Raw genomic sequence first — 26,399 nt, 5'->3', positions numbered from 1 at the left:
CCGATTTATGCGAGCCCCAGCTTGGTCAGGCGGGCATCGCGCAGCCGCGCGAAATCGTCACCGGCGTGATAGCTGGACCGGGTCAGCGGCGTGGCGGACACCATCAGGAACCCCTTGCCATAGGCCGATTTCTCATAGCCCTTGAACTCTTCCGGGGTGACAAAGCGGTCGACGCGGTGGTGCTTGGGCGTCGGCTGCAGATATTGCCCGATGGTCATGAAATCGACATCCGCCGCGCGCATGTCGTCCATGACCTGCATCACGCCCTGCCGATCCTCGCCCAGACCGACCATGATGCCGGATTTGGTGAACATGGTCGGGTCCAGCTCCTTGACGCGCTGTAGCAGCCGCAGGCTGTGGAAATAGCGCGCGCCTGGCCGGACCGAGGGGTAAAGCCCCGGCACCGTCTCGAGGTTGTGGTTGAACACGTCGGGACGCGCTTCGACCACCATTTCAAGGGCTTCCGGGCCGCATTTCAGAAAGTCCGGGGTCAGCACCTCGATGGTGGAGTCGGGCGAGCGGTGGCGGATCGCGCGGATCACCTGCGCGAAATGCGCCGCGCCGCCATCGGCCAGATCGTCGCGGTCGACCGAGGTGATGACGACATGCTTCAGCCCCAGCTTGGCCACGGCATGCGCGACCCTGCCCGGCTCGAACGGGTCGAGCTGCTCGGGCTTGCCGGTGATGATGTTGCAGAAGGAACAGCCGCGGGTGCAGATCTCGCCCATGATCATCATGGTGGCGTGGCCCTGGCTCCAGCACTCGCCGACATTGGGGCAACCGGCCTCTTCGCAGACCGTCGCCAGCTTGTTCTCGCGCAGGATGTCGCGGGTGTCCTTGTAGCCCTGCGAGGTCGGCGCCTTGACCCGGATCCAGTCCGGTTTCTTGGGCTGCGCCTGGTCGGGGCGATGCGCCTTTTCAGGGTGGCGCGTGCGATTCGCCGCGGCGCGCAGGGAAGGGGGCTGGTCTGACATGGAAGCCTCTTGTCCGAGTTGCCCCAAACTAGCCCCGATTCCTTCCGGCTTCAACGGTCGGCAGGCGGACCCTGTCGCCTGACCCGGAATGACCAAAGGCCGCCCCGAAAGGCGGCCTTGCAAGCCGTGATGGGTAGTGGGTCAGCCGATCAGCGGCCCGCCCGCGCCGTAGCGCTGCAGATAGTGCCGCGCCAGCCGTTCCAGTGCCAGCTTGAGCACCACCTTGCCCGAGCGCGCGGCCCAGCCCAGCCGACGCTCGGTCATTTCCAGCCCTTCCAGAAAGCAGCAGACCTGCAAAACAAGATCGCCCATGCCCGGTCCCAGCTCTCGCAGCGCCTCCGAGACCCGCGCCCGCGCCCGGTCCGAGCCGCCGCCCATCCGGTCGCGCCGCCCGCCCTCGTCGATGCCGGCGGTCATGAAGCGGTCCCAGTTCTGCGCCACACGCGGCCCCATCTGGGCAAGCTCGAAATCCTCGCGCAGCTGCTCGCCGGCGGCGACAAGGTCGGGGGGCAGGAAGGCATTGCCCTGCGCGTCGCGCCGCCGGGCCAGCAATTGCAGGGGGCTTTCGGCCAGATTGACCCGCATCCGGCGCGGCTTGCCGTCCTCGGTATCGGGCAGGCTGCGCTCGCCCCAGACGCGGTGCTGATCGGCGTGATCGAAACCTGCGGCCGCCTCGGCCATGCCGGGCTGTTCCGGCTGTTCCTGACCGACCGGGCGGGCATCGGCGAAATCGGCGGGGCGGGGCGGGCCGCCATGGGACAGGCGCCGCAACTCGGCACGGCCCGCGGCCGACAGGCGATAGCGGCTGATCCGCGCGCTTTGGCTGACCGGCTCGACCCAACGGTCCAGCGCCATCCGCTCGGCCAGGTCGCGGTCGAGGATGGCGGTGCGGATCTCGTCACGGCTGACGATCGCCTTGGCCAGACCGGGGGCCACGACCAGCTCTGCCCCCGGTTCGGCCAGCCGGCGCAGCACGCGGCGGCTCTGGTCCGGGCTGCGGGTGCCGCGCGGGGCGGTGCCGTCGGCGGCCAGATTGCGCAAGGCGGTGTCGACCAGCGGATCGTCGCGGCGGTTCTCGAACCGCCGGATGCGGCGCAGGATGGTCGAGGCATGACAGCCGGCGTCGCGGGCGATGGCCCGGATCGATTCGCCCCCCTCGACATGGCGCAGATACAGCTGCGCATCGCCTGCAATTCCGTCCGCATTGGCTGTTCCGGTGGTGGCCCTGGGCGCACGGTCCCCACCGCGTGCAGCCCGGACAGCGTCAGCCATACCGAAATCTGGCGTCATAATCGTCATAATATACCCTTGTCCTTGGTGGGCTGGTCGGCAGCGATTCGCCCTGTCTATGTCACCTGTCTTTTTCGGCAGGTCATGGTTAAGCAGAACGGCATATTTGCTAACAATTCTTAAAGAATTGCTGCCCCGCAGAGCGTTGCAACGGGTTTTCGGCAACGCACGTTAAAGTTGTGTAAGTGTTTCGAAGTCAATCATAGCAAGAGGTTGCGCCATGAGCTTCGTCACCCGCCACAACGTCTTCGCCCTGCCGCAACGCCCGCTGCCGCTGCGCCGCCCTGCCTGCCTGATTCGCGCCGCCCGGGCCGGTCAGGCGGGCTGGCAGCGCGACCGCGACCTGCCGCGCCTGCTGGGCCGCGAGACGCTACCCACCGGCCCAGCCGCCCTGAGCCTGCTGCGCGGGATGGAACAGGCGGCCGACGACGCCCGGCGCGAGGGCAGGGCGGATTACGACATCCGCCGCCACGTCCTGCTGGCGATCGCCCTGCTGGCCGAGATGCGGCTGGCCGAGGGTGGGGCCATGGCGGTGCAGGACGGCGCGCAACTGCTGGCCTTCAGCGGCCGCGGAACAGCCCGCCCAGCACCCCGCGCATGATGGTGCGCGTGCCGGACCGCCCCAACTCTCGCGCGACGCTTTTGCCGAAGGCTTCGAGCACCGTGTCCCCGCGCGAGGATCGGGCGGCGCGGGGGGCAGGGCGGCCCGCGCTGGCGGGCAGGGTCAGCGCCGGGTCGTATCGCCGGGCGCGGGTGAAGCCCTCTTGCTGCGGCATCGCCCACAGATCAGTATCCGGGGCGGCTTCGGCCTCGGCTGCCGCGGCCTCGGCGCGGGCACGCAGGATCTCATGCGCGGAGTCGCGGTCCAGCGTCTCGCCATATTTCAGCCCCATGGGCGAGGCCGCCATGACGGCGGCGCGTTCCGCCGTCGTGATGGGACCCAGCTGCGAAAAGGGCGGGCGGATCAGCGTGCGCTCGACCACGCCCGGCACGCCCTTGGGCTGCAGGAAAGACGTGACCGCCTCGCCCGTCCCGACATGCTGGATCGCCTCGGCGGTATCGAACGCCGGGTTCGGCCGATAGTTCTGCGCCGCCATCCGCAGCGCCTTCTGGTCCTTGGCGGTAAACGCCCGCAGCGCGTGCTGGACGCGGTTGCCCAGCTGGCTCAGCACATCGTCGGGAATGTCGGTCGGGTTCTGGCTGATGAACCAGACGCTGACGCCCTTGGATCGGATCAGCCGCGCGACCTGCTCGATCTTGGCGATCAGCGCGCGGGGGGCGTCGTCGAACAGCAGATGCGCCTCGTCGAAGAAGAAGGCGCAGACCGGGCGGTCGGGGTCGCCGACCTCGGGCAGTTGCTCGAACAACTCTGACAAGAGCCACAGCAGGAAGGTCGCGTAAAGCCGGGGCGCGCGCATCAGCTGCTCGGCGGCGAGGATGTTGACCACGCCCTTGCCCGAGGCGTCCTGCCGGATGATGTCGGCCAGTTGCAGCGCCGGCTCTCCGAACAGCAGATCGCCGCCTTCGCCTTCCAGCACCAGCAGCGCGCGCTGGATTGCGCCGACCGAGGCGGCGCTGACATTGCCGTATTGCAGCGATAGATCGCCGGCGTTCTGCCCGACCCAGACCAGCATCGCCTGCAGATCCTTCATGTCGAGCAGCGCGAGGCCCTGTTCATCCGCGACACGAAAGGCGATGTTCAGCACCCCTTCCTGGACCGCCGTCAGATCCAGCAGCCGCGACAGCAGCAGCGGCCCCATCTCGGCCGGGGTGGTGCGGACCGGGTGCCCCTGCTGGCCGAAAATATCCCAGAAGGTGACCGGAAACGCCTGATAGTCCAGATCGACCCCGATTTGCGCCGCCCGTGCGGCAAAAGCCTCTTGCAGCGGCGCGTCGGGAGAGCCGGACCGGGCCATCCCGGCCAGATCGCCCTTCACATCGGCCAGAAACACCGGCACCCCGGCCAGCGACAGTGATTCGGCCAGCGTCTGCAGGGTGACGGTCTTTCCGGTCCCGGTCGCGCCCGCGATCAGCCCGTGCCGGTTGGCATAGCGCAGCAGCATCAGCGTCGGATCGGCGTGATCATGCCCGCCGCCACCGAGCAGAATATGCCCGTTTTCCAGATCGATAGCCTTCATGTGTTGCCTCTGTGCTGCGCCGATGCGGATGTTGCGCGGAAATCGCACGAAAAGAACATACCTCGTTAACGAATTTGTGCCAGAGTGACAGTGTTCGCCGGATCGTGTCGATCCATCCCGAACACTTCCTCCCTGTTGGACTGCCGCGCCATTTTGGCGCGGCTTTTTTCTGCCCGACGCCTGTCTGAAAGGACAGTTGACGGGTTTCGGCGCGCTGGCTACCGTCGCTGCAATGAGGAAGACCGGCCAGTCCGGCAGGGGAGGGAAAAGGTCGCGTTTCGCGGCCTTTTTCTTTTGCGAACAGTCGGTTGACCCTGCCACCTCGGGCGGCCCGGCTGTGACGCAAGCGTGAGCTTCCGCGCCATGTTCAGCCCTGACATTTCCGCCTGCGGCTGCTAGGGCTGAGGCCGACCGATTTCGCAAACAAGGGAGACACCATGTCACCGAAAACCACCTCGGCCGCGCTGGCAGCGATTCTGCTTCTGGCCGCCGCGCCGGCCATGGCGCAGGACGCACCCGCCAACGCCGACACCCCGGCGCCCGCCGCCGAAGCCCCTGCCGACACCGCGCCTGCCGCTGACGCCCCTGCCGCTGACGCGTCTGCCGATGCGCCCGTCGACAGCGCCGCCCCGGCCGAGGCCGCAGCCCCCGACGCCGCAGCCGCAGGCGACGCCGCGACCGAACCGCCCGGCCCGGACGAGGCGCAGGTGGGGTCGTATTACCTGCGGTCGAGCTTCGATTCCTGGATGCTGCGCTGCATCAAGACCGAAAACGACGCCGATCCCTGCGAGCTTTACCAGCTGATGAAGGATGGCGAGGGCAACTCGGTCGCCGAGATGACGCTGATCCCGCTGGAGAACGGCAAGGCCGTCGCCGGTGCGACCGTGGTGGCGCCGCTGGAAACCGACCTGACCAAGGGCATCGCCCTGCGCGTCGATTCGGGCGAGGGCCGGGCCTATCCCTTCAACTTCTGCGCACCGGTCGGCTGCGTCTCGCGCCTTGGCTTCACCGCGGAAGAGCTGAACGCGATGAAGCGCGGCAAGGCGGCGACGATCAGCCTGCTGCCTTACGGCGCGCCCGACAGCGAGGTGGTGAACCTGAACCTGTCGCTGGCCGGCTTTACCGCGGCCTATGCCGATCTGGAAAAAGCCGTGGACGAGATGCGCGAAAACGGTGGCGAGGCTGCTGCCCCGGCCGAGGCACCCGCCGCAGCGGACGCCCCCGCGGCGCAGTAAACCGATCCTGGTCGGGGGCCTGTGCGGTCCCCGGCCCGCACGTCAGACATGCCTGATGATGCGCCGCTTGACCCGGCGCGAGGTGGATACCGGATGCGTGTCCACCGGCTCGGGCAGGGCCAGCACGATGCGGCGCAGCATCTCGATCGCCTCGTCGCTGCGACCGGGCAGGGATTGCGCCACGACCGGCGCCCCCACCGTCACCTGATATTGCTGCCCGGCCTTGTTCAGCACCTCGTGGAACAGCGTCACATCGCGCAGCGTCGGGTGGATCGCGTCGAACAGGTAGAACAGGATCGAGTTGCGCGCCCGGATCCGCAGCGGGATCACCGGCACATCCATCCGCCGCGCGATCATCGCGGCCGAAGCCATCCACGGCCGCTCGTGCAGGGTCAACCCGCGCCGCTTGGCCAGCCGGCCGGACGGAAAGATCAGCCCGATCCGGTCCTGTTCCAGCCAGGCGCGGGTCTGCTCCATCGTGGCGCGGGTCTTGGCGTGGCTGCGCTTTTCGACGCGCCATTCCACCGGCACGATCATGTCCTGCAACTGTGGCAGCACGCGCAGAATGTCGTGGTTGGTATAGATGAACAGGTCGGGCCGGACCCGGCCGATCAGCGAATAAAGCACGATCCCGTCCGCGATCCCGGTCGGGTGATTGGCCACGATCAGCGCCGGGCCCGAGGTCGGGATATGGTCAAGCCCCGCCACCTCGAGATCACGGATGATCATCTCGTCCATGCGCGCGAAGATGTCTGCGGTGGGCTGGTCGCGGAACTCGGCACCCAGATCCAGCGTCCGCGGATAGCCCAGCATCCGCATCAGCAGCCGCCGCGCGGCATTGTGATGGGGCTTGCCGGAATAGAGCCAGGGCGCGCGCTCGGCGATAAGCGGGTCGAGACGGCGCTGCATCTCGTCACGGGACTGGTCGAGCCGGTGCGTCATGGGGTCAGTTTATCACCTTGCCCGCGCGCAACCGCAAGGGGCCGCGCGCGGGCTGTGGCTCACGCCGCGCCGCGGATGCGGCCGGCCATCTCGGCCAGGTTGCGCGACAGATCCGGGGTGGCCAGGATGCGGTCGAGGGCGGCCTTGGCGTGGGCCTTGCGGGTCTCGTCATAGCGGGCCCAGGTCTCGAAGGCGCCCGACATCCGGGCCGCGATCTGCGGGTTCACCGCATCGACGCGCAGCAGCCAATCGGCGAGGAAGTCGTAACCGCTGCCATCGGCGGCATGGAAGCCCGCATGGTTCGCCGACAGCCCGCCGATCAGGGCGCGGAAGCGGTTCGGGTTCTTCCAGTCGAAATCGGGATGCGCCGCCAGCTCGCGCGCCAGCGGCACCGCGCGGTCGGGCCGCGCATTCGCCGCCTGCAGCATGAACCACATATCCACCACCAGCCGCACATCCTTGAAGCGGTCATGGAAATCAGCCACGGCGTCCTGCCCGGCACCGGCGGCGATCAGCGCCGCCAGCGCGCCCGCGCGTTCCGTCATGTTGGTGGCGCCGTCATAGATCGCCTGCGCGCGTGCGCCGCCGTCGATCCGCGTCACCAGCCCGAGTGCCGCCAGTCGCAGTGCCCGCAGCCCCGCCTGACCCGCATCGGGGGAATAATCCCCCGCCGGGACGGTGTCGGTCAGCACGCGGTCGAGCTCGGCCTGATGGGTGCGGGCGATGACGGATGCCAATTCCTCGCGCACGGCATGGATGGCGTCGGGGTCGGGCGTGTGACCGGCCTCGCTGCGGGCCTGGGCCAGTTCCTCGGCCGAGGGCAGGCGCAGGCAGAGCGCCAGAAAGGCCGGATCGGCGTCGCGATCCGCCAGCACGCGCCCGATGGCGGCCAGATATTCCGGCCCCGGCGCGCCGCCGTCCAGCATCGCCAGCAGGGTCGCGCGGGCCAGATCGCGCCCGGCCTCCCACCGCGCGAAGGGGTCGCGGTCATGGGCGAACAGGAAGGCGCGGTCGGCATCCGTCAGCTCGCGCCGCAGCACCACCGGGGCCGAGAAATCGCGCAGCGCCGAGACCATCGGCCGCGTCGCCAGCCCGTCAAAGCGGAAGCTCTGCTCGGCCTGATCGATCTCGAGCATCTGGGTCGGCAGAACCTCGTCGCCATTGGGCGAGATCAGGCCTACCGCCATCGGGATCACGCGCGGCGGCTTGTCGGTCTGCCCCGGCGTGGACGGGGTCTGCTGACTGAAACTCAGCGTCAGCACGCCGTGTTCCGCGTCCCAGTCCTCCTTCATCGTGACGATCGGGGTGCCGGCGTCGGTATACCAGCGCTTGAACTGCGCCAGATCGCGGCCGGTCGCGTCCTCGAACACCTTCAGCCAGTCCTCGATGGTGGCCGCGTCGCCGTCGTGCCGTTCGAAATACAGGTCCAGCGCCTTGGCATAGCCCTCATCCCCGACCAGACGCTTCAACATGCCGATCACCTCGGCGCCTTTTTCATAGACGGTCGCGGTGTAGAAATTGTTGATCTCGACATAGCTGTCGGGGCGCACCGGATGGGCCAGCGGGCCCTGATCCTCGCGGAACTGGCGCGCGCGCAGCGTCACCACATCGTCGATCCGCTTCACCGCCGCGCTTCGCATGTCCGAGGTGAATTGCTGGTCGCGAAAGACCGTCAGCCCTTCCTTGAGGCAAAGCTGGAACCAGTCGCGGCAGGTGATGCGGTTGCCGGTCCAGTTGTGGAAATATTCATGCGCGATCACGCTTTCGATGCGCTCGTAATCGCCATCGGTCGCCGTCTCGGGCGAGGCCAGCACCAGTTTCGAGTTGAAGATGTTCAACCCCTTGTTTTCCATGGCCCCCATGTTGAAATCATCGACCGCGACGATGTTGAACACGTCCAGATCATATTCGCGGCCATAGACGCGCTCGTCCCATCTCATCGCGCGGATCAGGCTGTCCATGGCGTAGCCCGCGCGATCTTCGTCGCCCGGACGCACCCAGACGTTCAGATCGACCTCGCGGCCCGACATGGTGGTGAAGGTGTCGCTGATGGCGCGCAGATCGCCCGCGACAAGCGCGAAAAGATAGGGGGGTTTCGGCCAGGGGTCCGACCATTCGGCGCGCCCCGGCGCCTGCGCGACCGGGTTGCCGTTCGACAGCAGCACCGGCAGGTCCGAGTGGATGGTGACCTTGAAGGGCGCCATGACGTCCGGGCGGTCGGGATAAGGCGTGATGTGGCGGAACCCTTCGGCCTCGCATTGGGTGCAGAAGATGCCGCCGGACAGATACAGCCCCTCGCAGGTGGTGTTGGCGGCGGGGTCGATGGTGACCTCGCTCGACAGGGTAAAGCTCTGGGGCAGGGCGCGGTGGATGGTCAGCGTCTCGCCCTTGCGCGTCCAGTCAGCGGCGTCCAGATCGCTGCCGTCCACCGCAAGCCGGTCCAGCGTCACGGCCTTGCCGATATCCAGCACCAGATCGCCGTCATGCTGCCGCGTCAGGTCCAGGTCGGCCCGCACGCGGCTGGCCTGCGGGTCCAGCGTGACATCCAGCCGAACCTCTTTGATCGCAAAAGGATAAGGCCGGTAATCTTCCAGCCGTTGCGGTGCGGGGACAGGGTGCGAGGCGTTCATCGGATGCCTTTCATGGAAATGCTGCGTTTCGGGGAACTTGACCCGTTGCGCCCGAGTTAAGCGCAGGATAGCCGTCCCGCAAGGCGCCCGAGGGGGCCTCATGCCTCGCGAACGGCGCCCAGGCGGAATTTTCAAGGAGTGCCCGATGGCCTATGATCCCAACGATCCTAACAAAACCACCCCGCGCGAGACCTATGTCGAGCCGGTCGAAAAGCGTTCCTCGCCGCTGCCGCTGATCATCGGGATCCTGCTGGCACTGGCGCTTGCCTATTTCGTTCTGACCCGCTGGATGGGCAGCAACGACACCGTCGTGGTCGAGGAACCCGCCGTCGAACAGCCGGCCGCCGATGCGCCTGCCGCCGACGTGACCACCGAGACGACCACCAACGACACCACCGTCGTGATCCCGGACACCGACACCCCGGTCGAGCCGGTCGAGACCGTGCCCGCGACGCCGGCCGTGGACGATACCGCCGCCACGACCGATGCGGCCGCCGATACGGCTGACACCGCCGCCGAAAGCGCCGAGGAAAGCGCGGACGAGGCTGCCGAAGCCGCCGCCGAAGCCGAGGCCGCGGCCGCCGATGCAGACGCCGCCGCCGACACGGCTGCAGAAACGACGCCCGCACCGGCCAACTGATCCGGTCCGACGCGCACCACTCGCCGCCGCACCCCGAACCGGGTGCGGCGGATTTTTTTTTGCTCTCGGCGCGGCGATCACGTCGTCGCGACCGCTGCGTGAGCCTGTTTCGCCCGCCGATCCTGCTGCGCCGCAACAAAATAACCGGCGAAACGCCTGTCACGACGCAAAACCGGCCGGGCGCGGCTTGTGAACCGCAATTTCGCAATGCTAGACAGCCTCAAGCGACATCACAGGGGAGATGGCGATGAAGATCGGCGCCTTGAAGGAAACCCATGACGGCGAGGCGCGGGTGGCGATCACCCCCGCATCGACCGCGCATCTGAAAAAGCTCGGCCACGAGGTTCACATCGAATCCGGGGCCGGCGCGCGGGCGGGCTTTTCCGACGCGGCCTATGAAGCTGCGGGCGTGACCGTGCATCCCGACGCCGCCTCGCTGACGGCGGCGGTCGATGTGGTGGCCAAGGTGCGCCCGCCGAGCGACGCGGAAATCGAGCGGATGCGCGACGGGCAGACGGTGATCTCGCATTTCTATCCGGCGCAGAACCCGGAACTGCTGGAAAAGGCGCGGGCGCAGGGCGTGACCGCCATCGCCATGGACATGGTGCCGCGCATCAGCCGGGCGCAGAAAATGGACGCGCTGTCGTCCATGGCCAATATCGCCGGCTATCGCGCGGTGATCGAAGCCGCCAACAATTTCGGCCGCTTCTTCACCGGCCAGGTCACGGCGGCGGGCAAGGTGCCGCCGGCGCGGGTGCTGGTGGTCGGCGCGGGCGTGGCGGGGCTTGCTGCCATCGGCACCGCGGTCAGCCTTGGCGCGCAGGTTTTGGCCTTTGACGTCCGGCCCGAGGTCGCCGAGCAGATCGAGAGCATGGGCGCCGAGTTCGTCTATCTCGAATTCGACGAGCCGACGCAGGACGGCGCTGCCACCGGCGGCTATGCCGCGCCATCCAGCCCGGAATTCCGCGAAAAGCAGCTTGCCAAGTTCCGCGAACTGGCGCCGCAGGTGGACATCGTCATCACCACCGCGCTGATCCCCGGCCGCGACGCGCCGGTTCTCTGGACCCGCGACATGGTCGAGGCGATGAAGCCCGGCAGCGTCATCGTTGATCTGGCGGCCGAAAAGGGCGGCAACTGCGAGCTGACCATCCCGGACGAGAAGTTCATCACCGAAAACGACGTCACCATCGTCGGCTATACCGATTTCCCGTCGCGCATGGCGGCGCAGTCCTCGGAACTCTATGGCAACAACGTCCGCCATTTCATGACCGACCTGACCCCCGGCAAGGACGGCGTGATCCAGCACAACATGGATGACGACGTGATCCGGGGCGCGACCGTCACCCATGACGGCGACATCACCTATCCGCCGCCGCCGCCCAAGATCGCCGCCATCGCCGCGCAGAAGCCGCGCGAGAAGAAGCGCGAACTGACCCCGGCCGAGCGGCGCGAGCAGGAAATGCAGCTGTTCCGCGACCAGACCCGGCGTCAGGTGACGCTGCTGACCGTGGGCGGCGCGCTGATGCTGCTGGTCGGTCTGCTGGCCCCGGCCAGCTTCATGCAGCATTTCATCGTCTTCGTTCTGGCGGTGTTCATCGGCTTTCAGGTCATCTGGAATGTCAGCCACTCGCTGCACACGCCGCTGATGGCGATCACGAATGCCATCTCCTCGATCATCATCGTGGGCGCGCTGATGCAGATCGGCTCGGGCGGCGGGCTGATCGTGGTGCTGGCGGCGCTGTCGGTGCTGATGGCCGGCGTGAACATTTTCGGCGGCTTTCTGGTGACGCGCCGGATGCTGGCCATGTTCCAGAAATCCTGAGGGGAACAACAAGATGCAGGAAGATATTCACCCGATGGAGCAGGTTATCGCAGCCCCGGCCGACGGTCTGGCGCAGGTCGCGGGCTATGGTCTGACCGGCGCCGCCTATGTGGTCGCGGCGGTGCTGTTCATTCTGGCGCTTGGCGGGCTGTCCGGGCAGGAAAGCGCCAAGCGCGCGGTCTGGTACGGCATCGTCGGCATGACGCTGGCGGTGCTGGCGACGCTGATCGGTCCCGGTTCCGGCAACTGGCTGCTGTCGCTGATCCTGCTGGCGGTCGGCGGGGCCATCGGCTGGGTCGTCGCCAAGCGCGTGCAGATGACCGAGATGCCGCAGCTTGTCGCGGCCATGCACTCGCTGGTCGGTCTGGCGGCCGTGTTCGTGGGCTTCAACGCCCAGTTCGAGCTGGGCCGCCTGCAGGAGCTGCTGGCGCGCGCCAATGCCAGCCTGCGCGGCGTGACCGATCCCGACGCCATGCTGCGCGTCGTGCAGCGCCTGTCCGAGCTTAAGGGCTTTGCCGCCGTGCTGGCGCACAAGACCCCGGGCGAGATCGCCATGCTCAAGATCGAGGTCGCGCTCGGCATCTTCATCGGTGCGGTGACCTTCACCGGCTCGGTCGTGGCCTATGGCAAGCTGGCCGGACGCATCGACGGCAAGCCGCGCAAGCTGCCCGGTGGTCACGCGCTGAACGCCGGTGCCGCCGCCATCGCGCTGCTGGCGACGCTTCTTTACGCGGCGGCCATCGGTCCGGCGGTGCTGTGGCTGATCATCATCGCCATCGCGGCCTTCTTCATCGGCTATCACCTGATCATGGGCATCGGCGGCGCCGACATGCCGGTCGTGGTGTCGATGCTGAACAGCTATTCCGGCTGGGCGGCGGCGATGATCGGCTTTACGCTCGGCAACGACCTGCTGATCGTGGTCGGTGCGCTGGTCGGTTCTTCGGGTGCGATCCTGTCCTACATCATGTGCAAGGCGATGAACCGCAACTTCATCAGCGTGATCCTGGGCGGCTTCGGCGGCGAGACCGGCCCCGCGATGGAGATCGAGGGCGAGCAGATCGCCATCGACGCCGAGGGCGTGGCCAATGCGCTGAACGAGGCCGACGAGGTCATCATCGTTCCCGGCTATGGCATGGCCGTCGCGCAAGCGCAGAGCGCCGTCAGCGAGTTGACCCGCAAGCTGCGTGCGCAGGGCAAGAACGTGCGTTTTGCCATCCACCCCGTCGCCGGTCGCCTGCCGGGCCACATGAACGTGTTGCTGGCCGAGGCCAAGGTGCCCTATGACATCGTCATGGAGATGGACGAGATCAACGATGATTTCCCCAGCACCGACGTCGTCATTGTCATCGGCTCGAACGACATCGTGAACCCGGCCGCGCAGGACGACCCGAACAGCCCCATCGCCGGGATGCCGGTGCTGGAAGTGTGGAAGGCCAAGCAGGTGTTCGTGTCCAAGCGGGGGCAGGGGACCGGTTACTCGGGGATCGAGAACCCGCTGTTCTTCAAGGACAACACCCGGATGTTCTATGGCGACGCCAAGGATTCGATCAACGCGCTGCTGCCGCTGATCGACTGATCGGCCCAACCGCAAAAAGACACGGCCCTGCCAATCGCTGGCGGGGCCGTTTTCGTTTCGCCGGGGTTGACCGGCTCAGGGATAGATCATGATCGGCGTGCCGTCGGGGACCATCGCATAGATATCCTCGATTTCCGCATCGGTGACGGCGATGCAGCCCACCGTCCAGTCGCGCACCCGCGCCGCGCGCCCCTCGGGGCCTTGGCCGTGGATAAAGATGTCGCTGCCGACCTGCACGCCCTCGGCCAGCGCGCGCGCCTTGTCCTGCTCGTTCGGATACGAGATCCCGACCGAGAGGTGATAGCGGCTGTTGGGGTTGCGGCGGTCGATGTAATACAGTCCTTCGGGCGTCTTGCCGTCGCCTTCGTAATCCTTGTGCCCCTGCGGCGCGAAACCGAGGCCGAAATTATAGCTCTTGATCGGGCGGCTGCCAGAATAGAAGGTCATCACCCGGCGCGACTTGAACACGTCGATGCGCGTGACCGGCGGGCCGGAATAGGTCTTGAACTTGGGGTCGCGGGTCGAACAGCTGGCCAGCGCCAGCAGCCCCGCGCCGCCCAGCATCAGCTTCAGAAAATCGCGTCTCATGCCTGCCCTCATTCATTTCTTCTTTGCGCCAATGTGACGCGATGGGGTCGATGGTGCAATGCGGCCACGCATCACAGCGGCGTCAGCCAGTGCGAAATCTGATGCTGTCCCTGCCGCGCGGGGCGGGCTAGCGTCCGGGCCATGGACCGCACCATCGACCATCCGCTGCGCAATGCGCTTGTGAACGAGCTGCATGCCCGACCCTCGCCCCGCATCCTGGCGCCCTGCCACGCGGTCTATCTGGCGTTCAAGGAACCCCGCGACGCCGCCGGCCGCGACCGCACGCGCGATCTGGACCATCTTGCGATCCTGACCGACCGCCACGGCGCGCCGCAGCCCTCGGCCGATGGCGGCCATTACACCGCCCGGATCGGTCGGCACGATCTGATCTGGGAAAGCCATACCGAGTTCGTCAGCTATACCGCCATCGCCGAGGGACTGCCCGAGACGCCGTTTGATCCGGCCTCGGCGGAGGTCTTCTCGCAGGACTGGCAGGCGCTGGCGCCGGGGCGGCGGGTGACGGCGGCGATGATCCGCCTCGAGCATCTGCCCGACGACCTGTCGCAGGTGGACGCCGCCCTTGGCGAGTGGTTCAGCCGCGACAGCCTGGCGGCGTTCTGGGTGCTGGACCGCTCGGCGCTCGTCGCCTCGGATTTCCGCATCGACCCGAATGGCTGGATGCGTTTCGCAGTGTTTCTGCGCCCCGATACCGGCGCCGGGCGCACCGGGCGCATCATCCAGCGGCTCTGCGAACTCGAGACCTATCGCGCCATGTCGATGCTGGGCCTTGAACGCGCGCGCGCGCTGTCCGCGCATCTGAACAGCCTCGAGCCGGAACTGGGCGCGATGGTCGACGGCATGGACAGCCGCGCCGCCGCCACCACGCTCGACCGTCTGCTGGCGGTCTCGGCGCGGCTCGAGGCGCTGGCCACGCAGTCAGCATTTCGCTTTGGCGCAACAAGGGCTTACGAGGCATTGGTGATGGACCGCGTGCGCGCCCTGCGCGAGGAACGCTACAAGGATCGGCAATTGCTGGGCGAGTTCATGTCGCGCCGCTACGATCCCGCCATGCGGACCGCACGCTCGGCCGAGGCGCGGCTGTCGCAGATGCTGGAACGCACCGGCCGGGCCGGCGAATTGCTGCGCACCCGGGTCGAGGTCGACCGCAGCGGCCAGAACCAGCTGCTGCTGGCCAGCATGGACCGGCGGTCCGAACTGCAACTGCGCCTACAGCACACGGTCGAGGGGCTGTCCGTCGTCGCGATCAGCTATTACGCGGTCGGGCTAGTGGGATATCTGGCCGCACCGCTGGCCATGGGGGCAGGGGTCGACAAGGCGGTGGTCATGGCGATGGCGACGCCGCTGGTGGTGGGCCTCGTCTGGTTCGGTCTGCGCCGGCTGCGCGCAGGGATCGATCACAGTCACGACAGCTAGGCTGTCACGGACCGGATCCTGGCTTGGCATGGCTGGACGCGCCGGGGCAGGGCGGCGATACTGCGGCCCGACGCCCTTAACGAAAGCCGCAAAATGCGCCTTATCCTCTCTCTCTCCGCGCTGCTGGCGCTGGCCGCCTGCAACGTCCCGCTGGTCCCCTTCATCTAGGAGGCGTGATGTCCAAGTCACTGAAAATGTTCGGCCTAGATTACTGTTCGACGGTGCAGAAGGCGCGCAAGGCGCTGTCCGAGGCCGGCTGGCAGATCGAGTTCCACGACGTCAAGACCGACACGCCGTCGCCCGAGGAATGGAGCCGTATGCTGGATGCGTTCGGCGACAAGCTGGTCAATCGCGCCAGCCTGACCTGGCGCGGCATGTCCGAGGAGGACCGCGCCGCACCCCCCGAACAGATGCTCGCCGCGCGGCCAGCGCTGATGAAGCGCCCGGCGATCATCGCGGACGGCCAGCATTTCCTGGGCTGGACCGCGAATGTCAAACGCGCCCTCGGCGCAGACTAATCGCCGGGGGTCTCGTCCTTCCACTTGATCGAACACCCCATCGACGGCACCTGATCGCGCGGCCCTTCACCAGTCCGGGCGATCTGCACCATGGCCTGAAACAGCTCGCGCGGGGCGTCCGGCGGCCCCGGTTGGCGGCCAGATGCGTCGAGCCGGCCACGATACTGCAGTTCGCCCGCCGCGTTATAGCCGAAGAAATCCGGCGTGCATTCTGCGCCAAAGGCCCGCGCCACGGCCTGGCTTTCGTCATAGAGATAAGGAAAGGTGAAGCCGTGCCGCTCGGCCTCGCGCCGCATATGCTCGGGACCGTCCTGCGGATATTCCTCGACATCATTGCTGGAGATCGCGACCACGCCGATGCCATGCTCGCGCGCCAACTCGCTGGCGTCGCGCACGATCCGGTCGATGACGGCCTGCACATAGGGACAATGGTTGCAGATGAACATCACCAGCGTCCCATTCGCGCCGCGGATCTCGTCGCTGCTGTGGACGTTGCCGTCCGGGTCCGGCAGAGCGAACGCGGGCATCCTGGCCCCGAAATCGCAAACGGGTGTGCTGACGGCCATGGTCTTGCCTCCATTGCTGTTGGAGCGCGATGATAGGCCGTCAGGGCTGGGTCCGGCAACCGGGGTTGGCGCTTTGGTTACATAATACCGATTATTAATATTCCGTTAACGCTGCGTGCGTTGCTGTCGAACAACTGAAATAATGTCCATTTTGGGGTGTTTTTTGACCATTATGCAACCATTTAGTGGCCATTCCCGCGGCTTGATCTGGACAAAATCATCTGATTTCAATTTATTAACGGGATGCGGCCGACCGTCGCCTGCGGTTGTGATCCGTCATCCGGCCTCGAACCTGATCCGTTGACCATCCGGATGCTGATCGGCAAGGTCGCCTCAATCTCATTTGGAGCGATGGGAACGGCTGCGGGCCGCCGGATCTCCGGAGTTTCCTGACCACGACGTTTCCGCCGGAAAGTGCCGCCTTTCCGAACGGCGGAGCCATGCCTCGAAGGTCGACACGACGTTGCGATATGAAATCTATCCAGACCCTGGACAAGATGCCCCTGAGACCCAGGCGCAATCACCACCGCCCTGCCCGGCCCGGATTCCCGCTCACATCCGCTGAGCCGAACGTCGGCCGCCTGCCCTGACCCACCTCTGCTGGCTATCGTCAGCGAACATGGCCCGCGCATCGCGCGCTTTTCAATTGATGGAAAGTGGCTTGACGACATGCAGGTTCCTGCGCCCCTGAGCGATCCCGCCGCGCAGCGAAGCGTAAAGGACGGTCCTGAAGCGCTGGCGATACACCCCGATCTGGGCCTGCTGACCATGCCCGAAGAGCCGCTCGCCGCTGAAGTGCGAACCACGCACACCATTTATGCCGCGAACGGCGATACCCTGGCGTTCGACACCACCGACATCGGCACAACCAGCATCGAGGGACTGGAGGTATTTTCCGACGGTTGCATGGCCATGATCGAACACGATGTGTCCGCGACTGATGGCAGCCTGATTCCATTCCTGCGGGTTCTTGATCCGGCCAATCGCGGTGCGGATCCCATGTGTGCGACCGAACTGGCCCGCATCCGCATGCCGGGGATCATGGACGCTGATTTCGATGGTATCACGCAGATATCGGAGGACCTTATCCTGATCGTCAGCCACGACAAGATCGACTCGGGCCGGTGCAGCGTGTTCGGGTTGCTGCGGATAACGCCAGCAAGTGCCGGGCAGCACGGCACATCCGGCTAAGCCGCAAGACGGCAAAAGTGCGACCGGCAGCGTTGTTCGCGCTGCCTGTCGGTTAATTTTTCGGAGTTAAAGCGCCGCGGAACTCGTGGCGGTCTCGGTCGAGGCGCGTTCCCCGAATGAAGCTTTTCGACGGCGACCCGCCCACGCGGATGAGGCAGAGCGCTCTCCGCTTACTGCTGACCCCCCGGTTACGCCGCCCGGATGTCCCGGCCGTTTTCGTCATGCCGGGCACCGTCGACGATAAGTTGCGGTCGACCGTAGCGGCAACACTCGATGCGCGCGCAAACTGCATAGACATCGGCAAGCATCGCGGCAGTTATGACCTCTGGGTGGGGCCGGCGTCGCGCACTCGCCCATCCGCAATGACGATGGTCTGAGCGCAATAGCGCATCGCCTGATTCAGGTCGTGCAGCGCCACCAGGGCGACCATACCCGTATCACCTGCGATTTGGGCGACCAGCTCCAGCACCTCGATCTGGCGGTGCAGGTCCAGCGCCGATGTCGGCTCGTCCATCAGCAGGACGTCGGGATCGCGGATCAACACCTGCGCCAACGATACCAACTGGCGCTGCCCACCCGACAGTTCGCCCAGATTGCGAAAGGCAAGCGGCGCGATGTTCAGCAGCCCCATCATCGAATCGATACGCCCGAGTTCAACGTCGCTGACGCGCCAGCCGCCCTGCCCGCCGCGTGCGGCAAGCAGGATGCTCTCATAGACGGTCAGCACCGCGTTGGCCGTCGAATCCTGCGGCATATAGCAGACGCCACCACGATGCGCGCCCGTGACCTGAACCTCTCCCGCTCCCCGCAGGGTGCCGGCGATGCGACGAAATAGCGTGGATTTGCCAGCCGCGTTGGGCCCGACGACGGCCGTCAACGCGCCGCCGGCGATGGGTGGCACGGTAATGCCGGAAAGGATCTGCCGTCCACCGAAGCGGGCGCCGACATTCTGAAGGGACAGCGTCACCATGCGCGCCTCCTGCTCGTGAAGATGAGAACGATAAAGAACGGGACGCCGACCAGCGCGGTGACCACCCCCACGGGCAGGATCGCTCCGGGGATCAGGATCTTGGACAACACGGATGTGGCCGACAACATGGTCGCCCCGGCCAGTGCGGATGCGGGCAGGAAAAAGCGCTGATCCTCGCCCACCAGCATGCGGGCGATATGCGGACCAACCAGCCCGACAAAGCCGATGGTGCCGACAAACGCGACCGGCACGGCCGCCAGCAGCGCGACCAGCAGCATCACCTGCAGCCGCAGACGGCGCACGTTGATGCCCATCGCCGCGGCCTTGTCATCGCCCAGCCGCAGGGCCGTCAGCGCCCATGCCTGACGCATCATCAGGGGCAGCACGATGACCAGCACCGCCGCGATGATCGCGACCTTTGGCCAGGTCGCCTTGGTCAAGCTGCCCATGGTCCAGAACACCACCGCCCCCAGCGCCTGCTCCGATGCAAGGAACTGCATCAGCGCCAGCGCGGCGTTGAATGTGAACACCAGCGCGATGCCCAGCAGGATGATCGTCTCGACCGCGACGCCGCGAAGAGACGATGCGAAGTGGATCACAAGCGCCGCCCCCATGGCCATGACAAATGCGTTCAATGGCACCGCCCAGACCAGCGCGCCCGGCAGGCCGATGCCCAGCACGATCGCCAGAGCGGCACCGAAACTGGCCGCCGCCGAGATACCCAGCGTGAAGGGGCTGGCCAGCGGGTTGCCCAGGATCGTCTGCATCTGCGCCCCGGCGACGGACAGCGCCGCACCAGTCACGACTGCCAGCAACGCGATGGGCATCCTGATGGCCCAGACGACGACCCGCTGCTGGACATCCGCGCCACCGGCATCCACCAGCGTCGCGATCACCTCCGACAGCGGGTAGTTTGCTGGTCCGAGCGCGATGTCGAAAGCGATCGATACCAACAAAGCCAGCACGATCATCCCGATAAGTGCGGCGCGCCGCGCCGCGAGGGCGCGATAACGTGCAGCCCCCGCGGCTGGGACGGCGCGGCCGATCTGGTCCGCCGCCACCATTACTGGTCGCTCAGCGAGACGAACAGGCCCGGCTCATACGCGACCGGCAGGAAACGCTCGTGGAAGGCCTTCATCGTCGCGTCGGGATCGACATCTGCGAAGGCTTCGGGATGCAGCCACTTGCCCAACTGCTGAACCGCCGCGAACTGATAGGGGCTGTTATAGAACTGATGCCAGATCGCGTGCACCTCACCGTCCTCAACCGCCTTTACGCCGGTGAAAGCGGGACGCTGCATCAGTGCCGCCAGCTTTTCGCGGGCCAAGGCAGGATCAGACCCGGGCCCCATCCCCACCCAAGCTCCACCGGGCGATGACGCTTCCCATTCGCCGCCCGTCACCACGATCTGGTCAGGATTGGCGGCGATGATCTGTTCAGGGTTCACAGTGCCGAACGTGCCGGGGATGATGTCCTTGGCCATATTGGTGCCGCCTGCCAATTCGACCATGCGACCGAAGTTCTCATTGCCGAACGACATGCAGCAATCGTCGGAGTAGCCGGCCGCACGCTCCATGAAGACGGTCGGCCTATCCGTCACATCTGCAAGCCGATCCTCGGCATCCGAGAGGACATCGGCGCGAAATTCGATCATCTCGTCGGCGACCTGTGCGCGGTCGAACAGCTGGCCCATCAGCCTCAGGCTCGGCTCGGTGTTCTGCATCGGCTTTTCACGGAAATCGATATAGACGACCGGAATGCCCGCCGCCGCGAGCTTTTCAACCGCGCCCGATTCTTCAGTTGAGGCCTTGGCTTCCAGATTCATCATCACCACGTCGGGCTTCAGCGTGACCGCCTGTTCGACGTCGAAGGTGCCGTCCTTCATGCCGCCAAAGGTGGGCAGCGCGTCCGCCTCGGGCCACTTGTCCTTGTAAAGCGCCCAGGTCCCGGGATCGTTCTTCTTCAGATCATCGCGCCAGCCCACGACGCGTTGAAACGGCGCGTCACTGTCGAGCGCCGCGACCACATAAAGCTGGCGCCCTTCGCCGAGAATGACACGCTTCGCCGGCACCTCTACCTCGACGGTTCGGCCAGCGATATCGGTGACGGTGAGCGGTTCGGCCCATGCCGGGAATGCGGCCATGAGAGCGACGAAGGCGGTCGGAAGGGGTGTGTTCATGTGGACGATCCTAAAATTTCGTGGAGTTGGGTTCCCATGCTTTACTAAATTGGTCAACATCAATAATTGACTAAATCTGTGGAACACTATGCGCTCTCGGAGAGACAATGAGACCAAACGCTACCCTGCGCGACGACATCCGGGACTACTGGTCCGCGCGCGCCGCCAGCTTCGATGCCGCGCCCGGCCACGGGATCGCCACGCAGACCGAGCGCGTAGCGTGGCAGCGCCTGCTCACCCGCCACCTCGGCATCGGCCACAGCCGAAAGGCGATGGATCTGGCCTGCGGCACGGGTGAGATGGCCGGCGTGCTTTGCGATCTTGGCTACGACGTCACGGCGCTCGATTGGTCGGAAGCAATGCTTGATATCGCCTGCACAAAGGCCATCAAAAGCGGGCGCGAGATCGCCTTTCGTCAGGCGGATGCCGAGGTGACGATGGAGCCGGACGCCAGTCACGAGGTCCTGCTTGCGCGGCATCTGGTGTGGACTTTGGTCGATCCAGCTGCCGCCTTTTCAGAATGGCGACGCATCCTGCGACCCGGCGGTCGGCTGCTGATCGTTGATGGCGACTTCGTAGCTGCGGGATGGCCGTCAAGACTGCTGCACTGGATCGCAGGATGGATGGCACCATCGTCTGCGCCCTCGCAAAGCCGCGACCTGACCGAGCAGCACCGGTCGATCCTCGAACGGGTCCACTTCAAGAACGGCGCGCGCGCGGAAGCGGTCGCCGCGCTGCTGCGTTCGGCCGGATTCACCGATATCATCGTCGATCGCCGCCTGGGGTCAATCAATCGCGCAATCGGGCGCCACGCAGGTATCCTGCACGGCATCAAGCGCCAGACACAGCACCGCTATGCCATCTCGGCTATGCGGCCGTTCCAGTGATGATTGCTACTTCGCTACCTTGGCACGTGTAGTGTTGGATGTCACGGAGAGCTGACCCCAACATTGGAGTGAATCCCATAGGCTGGACCACAGGGCCGTGAAAAACTGATAGGCTGGAAGGGCCGTCATCGGAGAAGGCATGACTCACGAGGTCCAACCCCTGGCATTCATCTTCCTCTCGGCCATCGCCCTCGCGGCAACCGTCATCTATTGGTTGTAAATCCTGACCCTAGCGCCCTTTGGCCGAGCAGGGTCCATGGCAGCTCAAAGCTTTCGACGATTGACGTTCTTGTCGAAAAGTCAACGGGCGTGCGCACCGTCCAAGCTCAATTTTCGGTCGCGCTGAACCCTGCCCGGCGTGACAATGCGCACGATCGGCTTTCCGGCGTCATTGCCACGCCGGACGGCATCGCGTTCAACAGGTGTGCTATGGTATGGAAACGACGGCGGGCCATTCACTGGCAGAGCCGATCCTTGGTCCACAGCCTTGCGCCCGGTGCGGGTCGCGCAGAGTCTGAAGGTAGACCTCCCCGAAGACCCAAATATGCGCATCAACCAGAAGGCGATCTACCAACCTCTTTATATCCAAGGGTGCGGTGCGCTGAAGCGGGAGCTATTTGCTTGTCTCCGGTCTAGCCGTGCTCTCAGACTGCCTTGCGAACGCGCACCGAACCGTGACCAGGCCTTCTGACCAGGTCCTTGAAGATGCGGCCGGCGGCCTCCTCCTGCTTCTCATCAGGTCTGACCGAGGTCCTGTCATTATGATTAGCTGGAGGCGTGCCAAGGTCTATCACGCTCACAGGCCGATGATCTCGGTCTGCATTATCCGGGTCTCCGGTTCAACCAGGCCCAGCTTCAAGCCACGGCTTTTGCCCTCTTGGGCGGCCAGGAACAGCTGCAGAGCCTTCTGATAATCTCACTTTTGTTCGTCTGGCCCCTGGCAGCCATCAGCTCGATCTCGTTATTCAGATCCTCAGACAACAGCAGATTAAGTCGAACACTCATCTCCAACCCTCCCTGATTTTGAGCATGCAGATCTAGTGAACTCTGTCTATGTCGCTTAACTGGAAACAGCAAATTTTGGATAACATGACAGCGTCCTTTCTCTGAAACAGTAGCCCGATGGACGAACTTCGTCATTGCGGGCAGAATGGCAAAAAACCACGAGGACAGAGATGATCACCGGTGAACTGAAGTCCAAGGTCGACGCGATCTGGAACGCGATGTGGACGGGCGGGCTATCGAACCCGCAGACCGTCATGGAGCAGTTGACCCTTCTGCTCTTTCTCAAGGGCCTTGACGACGCGCAGACCCTGGCGGAGCGGCAGGCCCGGGCGCGTGGCATAGAGGTGGAGCGGAATCTCTTTCCGGATGAACTGGACGGCATCCCGGTTATCGACGACACGGGCAACAAACGCGCCGACGGCCGTTCACTGGCCGATCTACGCTGGCCTCGGTTCACGACCCTGCCGCCGGCCGAAATGCAGGAGGCGGCCGAGAACCACCTGATCCCGTTCCTGAGGCGCCTGGGCTCGGACGGCGCCCCCCTGCGCAAGCACATGGCCAGCGCCCGCTACGAAATCCCTACAGGTCGCCTTCTCGCCAAGGTGGTCGATCTTGTCTCGGACCTGCCGATGAAGAGCCGCGACACCAAGGGCGACCTCTACGAATACATGCTGTCCAAGGTCGCCAGTGCCGGCCAGAACGGCCAATTCCGCACGCCTCGCCACATTATCGAGCTTATGGTCGCCATGACCGAGCCTCGCCGGGACGACGTCATCTGCGATCCTGCCTGCGGCACGGCCGGCTTCCTGGTGGCCGCTGCCGAATATTTGCGCAAGATTGACGCCGATGCATGGACTGATCCAGATGCGCGTCTGCACATCGAAACGGGTATGTTCCACGGTCACGACTTCGACGGCACCATGCTTCGCCTCGGGGCGATGAACATGGCCCTGCACGGTTCGAAGACGCGTCGATCGTCTACCGGGACAGCCTCAGTCAAGAGCATGGCGACGAGGCCGAGGCTTACTCCCTGATCCTCGCCAACCCGCCCTTCGCAGGCTCCTTGGACACTGAAGCGGTGGCCAAGGACCTCATCCGCATCGTGAACACCCGCAAGACCGAACTCCTTTTCCTCGCCCTCTTCCTGCGCCTGTTGAAGCGTGGCGGCCGGGCGGCAGTCGTCGTGCCCGACGGGGTGCTCTTTGGCTCCAACAAAGCGCTCAAGGAGGTGCGGCGCATCCTGGTTGAGGAACAACAGCTTCAGGGCGTGGTCAAGCTTCCGGCCGGCGTTTTCCGCCCCTATGCCGGGGTCTCCACCGCGATCCTGCTCTTCCAGCGCACCGACTCCGGCGGCACCGAGGGTGTGTGGTTCTACGACCTGCACGCTGACGGCCTCAGCCTCGATGACAAGCGCAACCTGCTGGTGTCCGAGGACAAGCTCGGCCCTTGGGCCGAACTGACCGAAGACGAGGCGAAGCTCAACGATCTGCCCGACGCGCGCGCCCGTTGGCACCTGCGTGAGGGGGCGGAGAAGGACAACCCCCGCACCGCCCGCAGCTTCGTCGTGCCGAAGGACGAGATCGCCGCCGCCGGCTACGACCTCAGCCTCAACCGCTACCGCGAAATCGAGCATGACGCGGTGGAGCACGAGCCGCCCGGCGAGATCCTTTCCCGCCTGCGCGAGATGGAGCGGGACATCTTCGACGGACTCGAGGAGCTGGAGAAGATGCTTGGCAACAGCGCCGTGAAGGTGGCCGCCGAATGAGCGCCGACGACGTCTTTGGCCGCACCATCCAGCTTTTCCTGGTGGACGGCAAACCCGCAGGGCTGCGCAAGGCATCGATTCACGGCTGGACCGGGCTGCTCTTTGTCTCGGGCGCTTCGGCCTTCGGCGAACTCACCGCACGGGAGGAGGTGGACCGCACCGGCGTCTACATCCTCTCCGGCCCCGATCCCGATACGCCAGGCACGACGCGCGTCTACATCGGATCGGGCAATTCCGTCGCCGAGCGGATCAAGCAGAGCGCGGTCAAGCGCGACTTTTGGGAGACGGCAATCACCGTCACGACCAGCGATGACGACCTGTCGAAAGGGCACGCCGAGTATCTCGAAGCGCGGCTGATCGAACAGACGGCGAAGGCCGGGCGGGTGACGCTCGACAATGGGACGAGTCCGGACATCGGCCGTCGGCGCCTGCCTGAAGCCGACGTGGCCAACATGGAGCAGTTTCTCACTAGTCTGCGGATCATCTTGCCCGTGATCGGGCTCGGCATGCTGAAGCCGCAACCCAAGGCCATCAGCGCCAAGGCCAGCCCGACCTCGCCCAGCGTTTCGAACGAGGTGCAGTTCGAGATCCGGCACAAGAGCGGCGTGAAGGCGACGGCGGTTGAAGAGGATGGCGAGTTCGTCGTGCTGGAGGGATCCGAGGCGCTGACCGACATGGGATACGTTCAGCAGAGCTATGGCGGGCTGAAGGAGAAGCTGATCGCCGACGGCGTGCTGGTGCCGCAGGAGACGCCGGCCGGCACGGGCAAGCTGCGCTTTGCAAAGCCCTGGTCCTTCTCCAGCCCCTCGGCGGCGGCCGCGGTCGTGCTGGACCGCAACAGCAACGGACGGCTGGAGTGGAAGGTGAAGGGCGCGAGCCAGACCTACCACGACTGGCAGCAGGCGCAGGCAGCGAAGCAGGAGTCGGCGTAATGATCGCAGCGATGGTGCCTCTCGGAGAGATCAGTCAGCAAATCCGCGGCGTGACCTACAGTAAGGCTGATGTGCGTGCAGAGGTGATCGATGACTATGAAATGCTTCTGCGGGCCAACAACATCACGGATGACGGCATTGTTCTCGAGGATGTTGTTTATGTCCCATCTGCTAAGGTAAGCCGTAAGCAGATGCTTCTGGAGCATGACGTGGTGATCGCCGCATCCAGTGGCAGTCTAAAGGTCGTCGGAAAGTCCGCTCCTTTCGGTGGTGGGCTTCGTGTAACGTTCGGCGCTTTCTGCAAGGCAATTCGCCCCGACACATCCAAGGTCGATCCCAGATATTTCTCCCACGCATTCCGCACAGCGGACTACCGTCGCCATGTGGAGAGACGGGCGGCAGGGGCAAACATCAACAACCTCCGCAATGAGGACATCGATGAATACCAGATCCCCCTCCCGCCCCTCGAGGAGCAACGGCGGATTGCGGGGATACTGGATGCGGCCGACGCCCTGCGCCGCCGCCGCCGCGAGGCCCTCGCCCTGCTCGACACCCTCCCGGGCGCAATCTTCGCGAAGATGTTCGGGGATTCCGAGGATATACCCGAAGTCCCACTCCACGACCTGTGTCGACCCAAGCAGTGGAAGACGATCAAGGGAACGGAACTTACAGCGTCCGGCTATCCTGTCTATGGGGCGAATGGAAAAATCGGTTTCTACTCGACCTACAATCACGAGAACCCGACTGTTCTGATCACGTGCAGGGGCGCGACCTGCGGAACGATCAATATTTGCGAACCAAAATCGTATGTCACCGGCAACGCGATGGCGCTCGATGATCCTGATGGAAGCCGGATCGGCCTTCAGTTTCTGGCGCACGCTCTTCGTGTCCGCGGAGTGAATGATGCAATCACGGGCACAGCTCAACCTCAGATAACCCGACAATCTTTGACGGCGGTAAGCATCAAGGTTCCCGACAAATCAAAGCAGCTGATTTTCGAGCGGTCTCTCAATGGAATTGAGGAGCAGCGCGTTCTATTGCAGGATCAATTACAAGAAATTGAAGCCCTCTTCGCTTCCCTCCAATCCCGCGCCTTCGCCGGAGAGCTCTGACCCCG

21 protein-coding genes and 2 pseudogenes are annotated in these 26,399 nt (G+C 65.2%); 13 read left to right on the top strand and 10 right to left on the bottom strand.

Features of this window, described 5'->3' with window-relative positions:
• Window positions 1-5: 5 nt before the first annotated feature.
• Both lipA and CYR75_RS06200 read right to left on the bottom strand, forming a co-directional pair.
• Window positions 6-974 carry a lipoyl synthase gene (gene lipA / locus CYR75_RS06205; RefSeq protein ID WP_101499278.1) on the bottom strand — a complete coding sequence of 323 codons (969 nt, stop codon included), beginning with the start codon at window positions 972-974 and terminating at the stop codon, window positions 6-8.
• Between the two features lie 141 nt (window positions 975-1,115).
• Window positions 1,116-2,246 carry a DUF6456 domain-containing protein gene (locus CYR75_RS06200; protein WP_225972863.1) on the bottom strand — a complete coding sequence of 377 codons (1,131 nt, stop codon included), beginning with the start codon at window positions 2,244-2,246 and terminating at the stop codon, window positions 1,116-1,118.
• Between the two features lie 238 nt (window positions 2,247-2,484).
• On the opposite strand from CYR75_RS06200, the gene CYR75_RS06195 reads away from it, so the two are divergent.
• A complete protein-coding gene (locus CYR75_RS06195) occupies window positions 2,485-2,865 on the top strand; it encodes a DUF6477 family protein (protein ID WP_192876689.1) in 381 nt (126 codons plus the stop codon).
• Here CYR75_RS06195 and CYR75_RS06190 read toward each other — a convergent pair.
• Window positions 2,825-4,402 carry a helicase HerA-like domain-containing protein gene (locus tag CYR75_RS06190; protein WP_101499277.1) on the bottom strand — a complete coding sequence of 526 codons (1,578 nt, stop codon included), beginning with the start codon at window positions 4,400-4,402 and terminating at the stop codon, window positions 2,825-2,827. The two genes, CYR75_RS06195 and CYR75_RS06190, sit on opposite strands and share 41 nt — an antisense overlap.
• Before the next feature lie 437 nt (window positions 4,403-4,839).
• Between CYR75_RS06190 and CYR75_RS06185 the strand changes: the two genes are divergently transcribed.
• Window positions 4,840-5,637, top strand: a complete 798-nt coding sequence (locus CYR75_RS06185) for an invasion associated locus B family protein (protein ID WP_101499276.1) — start codon at window positions 4,840-4,842, stop codon at window positions 5,635-5,637.
• A 42-nt stretch (window positions 5,638-5,679) separates the two neighbouring features.
• Here CYR75_RS06185 and CYR75_RS06180 read toward each other — a convergent pair whose 3' ends face one another.
• Window positions 5,680-6,579: a lysophospholipid acyltransferase family protein gene (locus CYR75_RS06180; protein ID WP_225972862.1), complete on the bottom strand. Its 900-nt coding sequence runs from the start codon at window positions 6,577-6,579 to the stop codon at window positions 5,680-5,682.
• Between the two features lie 59 nt (window positions 6,580-6,638).
• Window positions 6,639-9,209, bottom strand: a complete 2,571-nt coding sequence (pepN, locus tag CYR75_RS06175) for an aminopeptidase N (RefSeq protein WP_101499275.1) — start codon at window positions 9,207-9,209, stop codon at window positions 6,639-6,641.
• A 145-nt stretch (window positions 9,210-9,354) separates the two neighbouring features.
• On the opposite strand from pepN, the gene CYR75_RS06170 reads away from it, so the two are divergent.
• From CYR75_RS06170 to CYR75_RS06160, 3 genes are all read left to right on the top strand, one after another.
• Window positions 9,355-9,849, top strand: coding sequence for a hypothetical protein (locus CYR75_RS06170; RefSeq protein ID WP_101499274.1), 495 nt, complete (start codon window positions 9,355-9,357; stop codon window positions 9,847-9,849).
• Window positions 9,850-10,096: 247 nt separating this feature from the next.
• Window positions 10,097-11,671, top strand: coding sequence for a Re/Si-specific NAD(P)(+) transhydrogenase subunit alpha (locus tag CYR75_RS06165; RefSeq protein WP_101500904.1), 1,575 nt, complete (start codon window positions 10,097-10,099; stop codon window positions 11,669-11,671).
• Window positions 11,672-11,705: 34 nt separating this feature from the next.
• Window positions 11,706-13,247 (top strand): NAD(P)(+) transhydrogenase (Re/Si-specific) subunit beta, encoded by a 1,542-nt coding sequence (locus CYR75_RS06160; RefSeq protein WP_101499273.1) that lies wholly within the window; start codon window positions 11,706-11,708, stop codon window positions 13,245-13,247.
• 75 nt (window positions 13,248-13,322) lie between these two features.
• On the opposite strand, the gene CYR75_RS06155 is transcribed toward CYR75_RS06160, so the two are convergent.
• Entirely contained in the window at window positions 13,323-13,835 is a 513-nt protein-coding gene (locus CYR75_RS06155; RefSeq protein WP_101499272.1) for a L,D-transpeptidase family protein, read from the bottom strand.
• Window positions 13,836-13,976: 141 nt separating this feature from the next.
• Between CYR75_RS06155 and CYR75_RS06150 the strand changes: the two genes are divergently transcribed.
• Both CYR75_RS06150 and CYR75_RS06145 read left to right on the top strand, forming a co-directional pair.
• Window positions 13,977-15,269, top strand: coding sequence for a DUF3422 family protein (locus CYR75_RS06150; protein ID WP_101499271.1), 1,293 nt, complete (start codon window positions 13,977-13,979; stop codon window positions 15,267-15,269).
• Between the two features lie 176 nt (window positions 15,270-15,445).
• Window positions 15,446-15,787, top strand: a complete 342-nt coding sequence (locus CYR75_RS06145; RefSeq protein WP_225972861.1) for an arsenate reductase family protein — start codon at window positions 15,446-15,448, stop codon at window positions 15,785-15,787.
• On the opposite strand, the gene CYR75_RS06140 is transcribed toward CYR75_RS06145, so the two are convergent.
• Window positions 15,784-16,353, bottom strand: a complete 570-nt coding sequence (locus tag CYR75_RS06140; protein WP_101499270.1) for a thioredoxin family protein — start codon at window positions 16,351-16,353, stop codon at window positions 15,784-15,786. The genes CYR75_RS06145 and CYR75_RS06140 overlap by 4 nt on opposite strands.
• Before the next feature lie 519 nt (window positions 16,354-16,872).
• On the opposite strand from CYR75_RS06140, the gene CYR75_RS06135 reads away from it, so the two are divergent.
• On the top strand, window positions 16,873-17,544 hold the full coding sequence (locus CYR75_RS06135; RefSeq protein WP_101499269.1) for an esterase-like activity of phytase family protein: 672 nt from the start codon (window positions 16,873-16,875) through the stop codon (window positions 17,542-17,544).
• Between the two features lie 316 nt (window positions 17,545-17,860).
• On the opposite strand, the gene CYR75_RS06130 is transcribed toward CYR75_RS06135, so the two are convergent.
• From CYR75_RS06130 to CYR75_RS06120, 3 genes are read right to left on the bottom strand one after another with little or no spacing between them, the layout of a single operon-like run.
• On the bottom strand, window positions 17,861-18,514 hold the full coding sequence (locus tag CYR75_RS06130; RefSeq protein WP_225972860.1) for an ABC transporter ATP-binding protein: 654 nt from the start codon (window positions 18,512-18,514) through the stop codon (window positions 17,861-17,863).
• Window positions 18,508-19,578, bottom strand: a complete 1,071-nt coding sequence (locus CYR75_RS06125; RefSeq protein ID WP_101499268.1) for a FecCD family ABC transporter permease — start codon at window positions 19,576-19,578, stop codon at window positions 18,508-18,510. Before CYR75_RS06125 ends, CYR75_RS06130 begins: the two co-directional genes overlap by 7 nt.
• A complete protein-coding gene (locus CYR75_RS06120; protein ID WP_101499267.1) occupies window positions 19,578-20,693 on the bottom strand; it encodes an ABC transporter substrate-binding protein in 1,116 nt (371 codons plus the stop codon). Before CYR75_RS06120 ends, CYR75_RS06125 begins: the two co-directional genes overlap by 1 nt.
• Window positions 20,694-20,800: 107 nt before the next feature.
• Between CYR75_RS06120 and CYR75_RS06115 the strand changes: the two genes are divergently transcribed.
• From CYR75_RS06115 to CYR75_RS06095, 5 genes and pseudogenes are all read left to right on the top strand, one after another.
• Entirely contained in the window at window positions 20,801-21,580 is a 780-nt protein-coding gene (locus tag CYR75_RS06115; RefSeq protein WP_101499266.1) for a class I SAM-dependent methyltransferase, read from the top strand.
• Window positions 21,581-21,916: 336 nt separating this feature from the next.
• Window positions 21,917-22,268 (top strand): annotated as a pseudogene (locus CYR75_RS16795) (IS30 family transposase); the annotation flags it as partial.
• A 487-nt stretch (window positions 22,269-22,755) separates the two neighbouring features.
• Window positions 22,756-24,350 (top strand): annotated as a pseudogene (locus CYR75_RS16735) (HsdM family class I SAM-dependent methyltransferase).
• Window positions 24,347-25,282 (top strand): GIY-YIG nuclease family protein, encoded by a 936-nt coding sequence (locus tag CYR75_RS06100; protein ID WP_101499265.1) that lies wholly within the window; start codon window positions 24,347-24,349, stop codon window positions 25,280-25,282. The pseudogene CYR75_RS16735 and the gene CYR75_RS06100 overlap by 4 nt, the downstream one beginning before the upstream one ends.
• On the top strand, window positions 25,282-26,394 hold the full coding sequence (locus CYR75_RS06095) for a restriction endonuclease subunit S (protein WP_101499264.1): 1,113 nt from the start codon (window positions 25,282-25,284) through the stop codon (window positions 26,392-26,394). The genes CYR75_RS06100 and CYR75_RS06095 overlap by 1 nt, the downstream gene beginning before the upstream one ends.
• Window positions 26,395-26,399: the final 5 nt, after the last annotated feature.

The sequence above is a fragment of the Paracoccus jeotgali genome, assembly GCF_002865605.1.
GTDB classification, from domain to species: domain Bacteria; phylum Pseudomonadota; class Alphaproteobacteria; order Rhodobacterales; family Rhodobacteraceae; genus Paracoccus; species Paracoccus jeotgali.
Note: the sequence above shows the minus strand (reverse complement) of the source record. Positions and strands in the feature narration are given on the sequence as shown.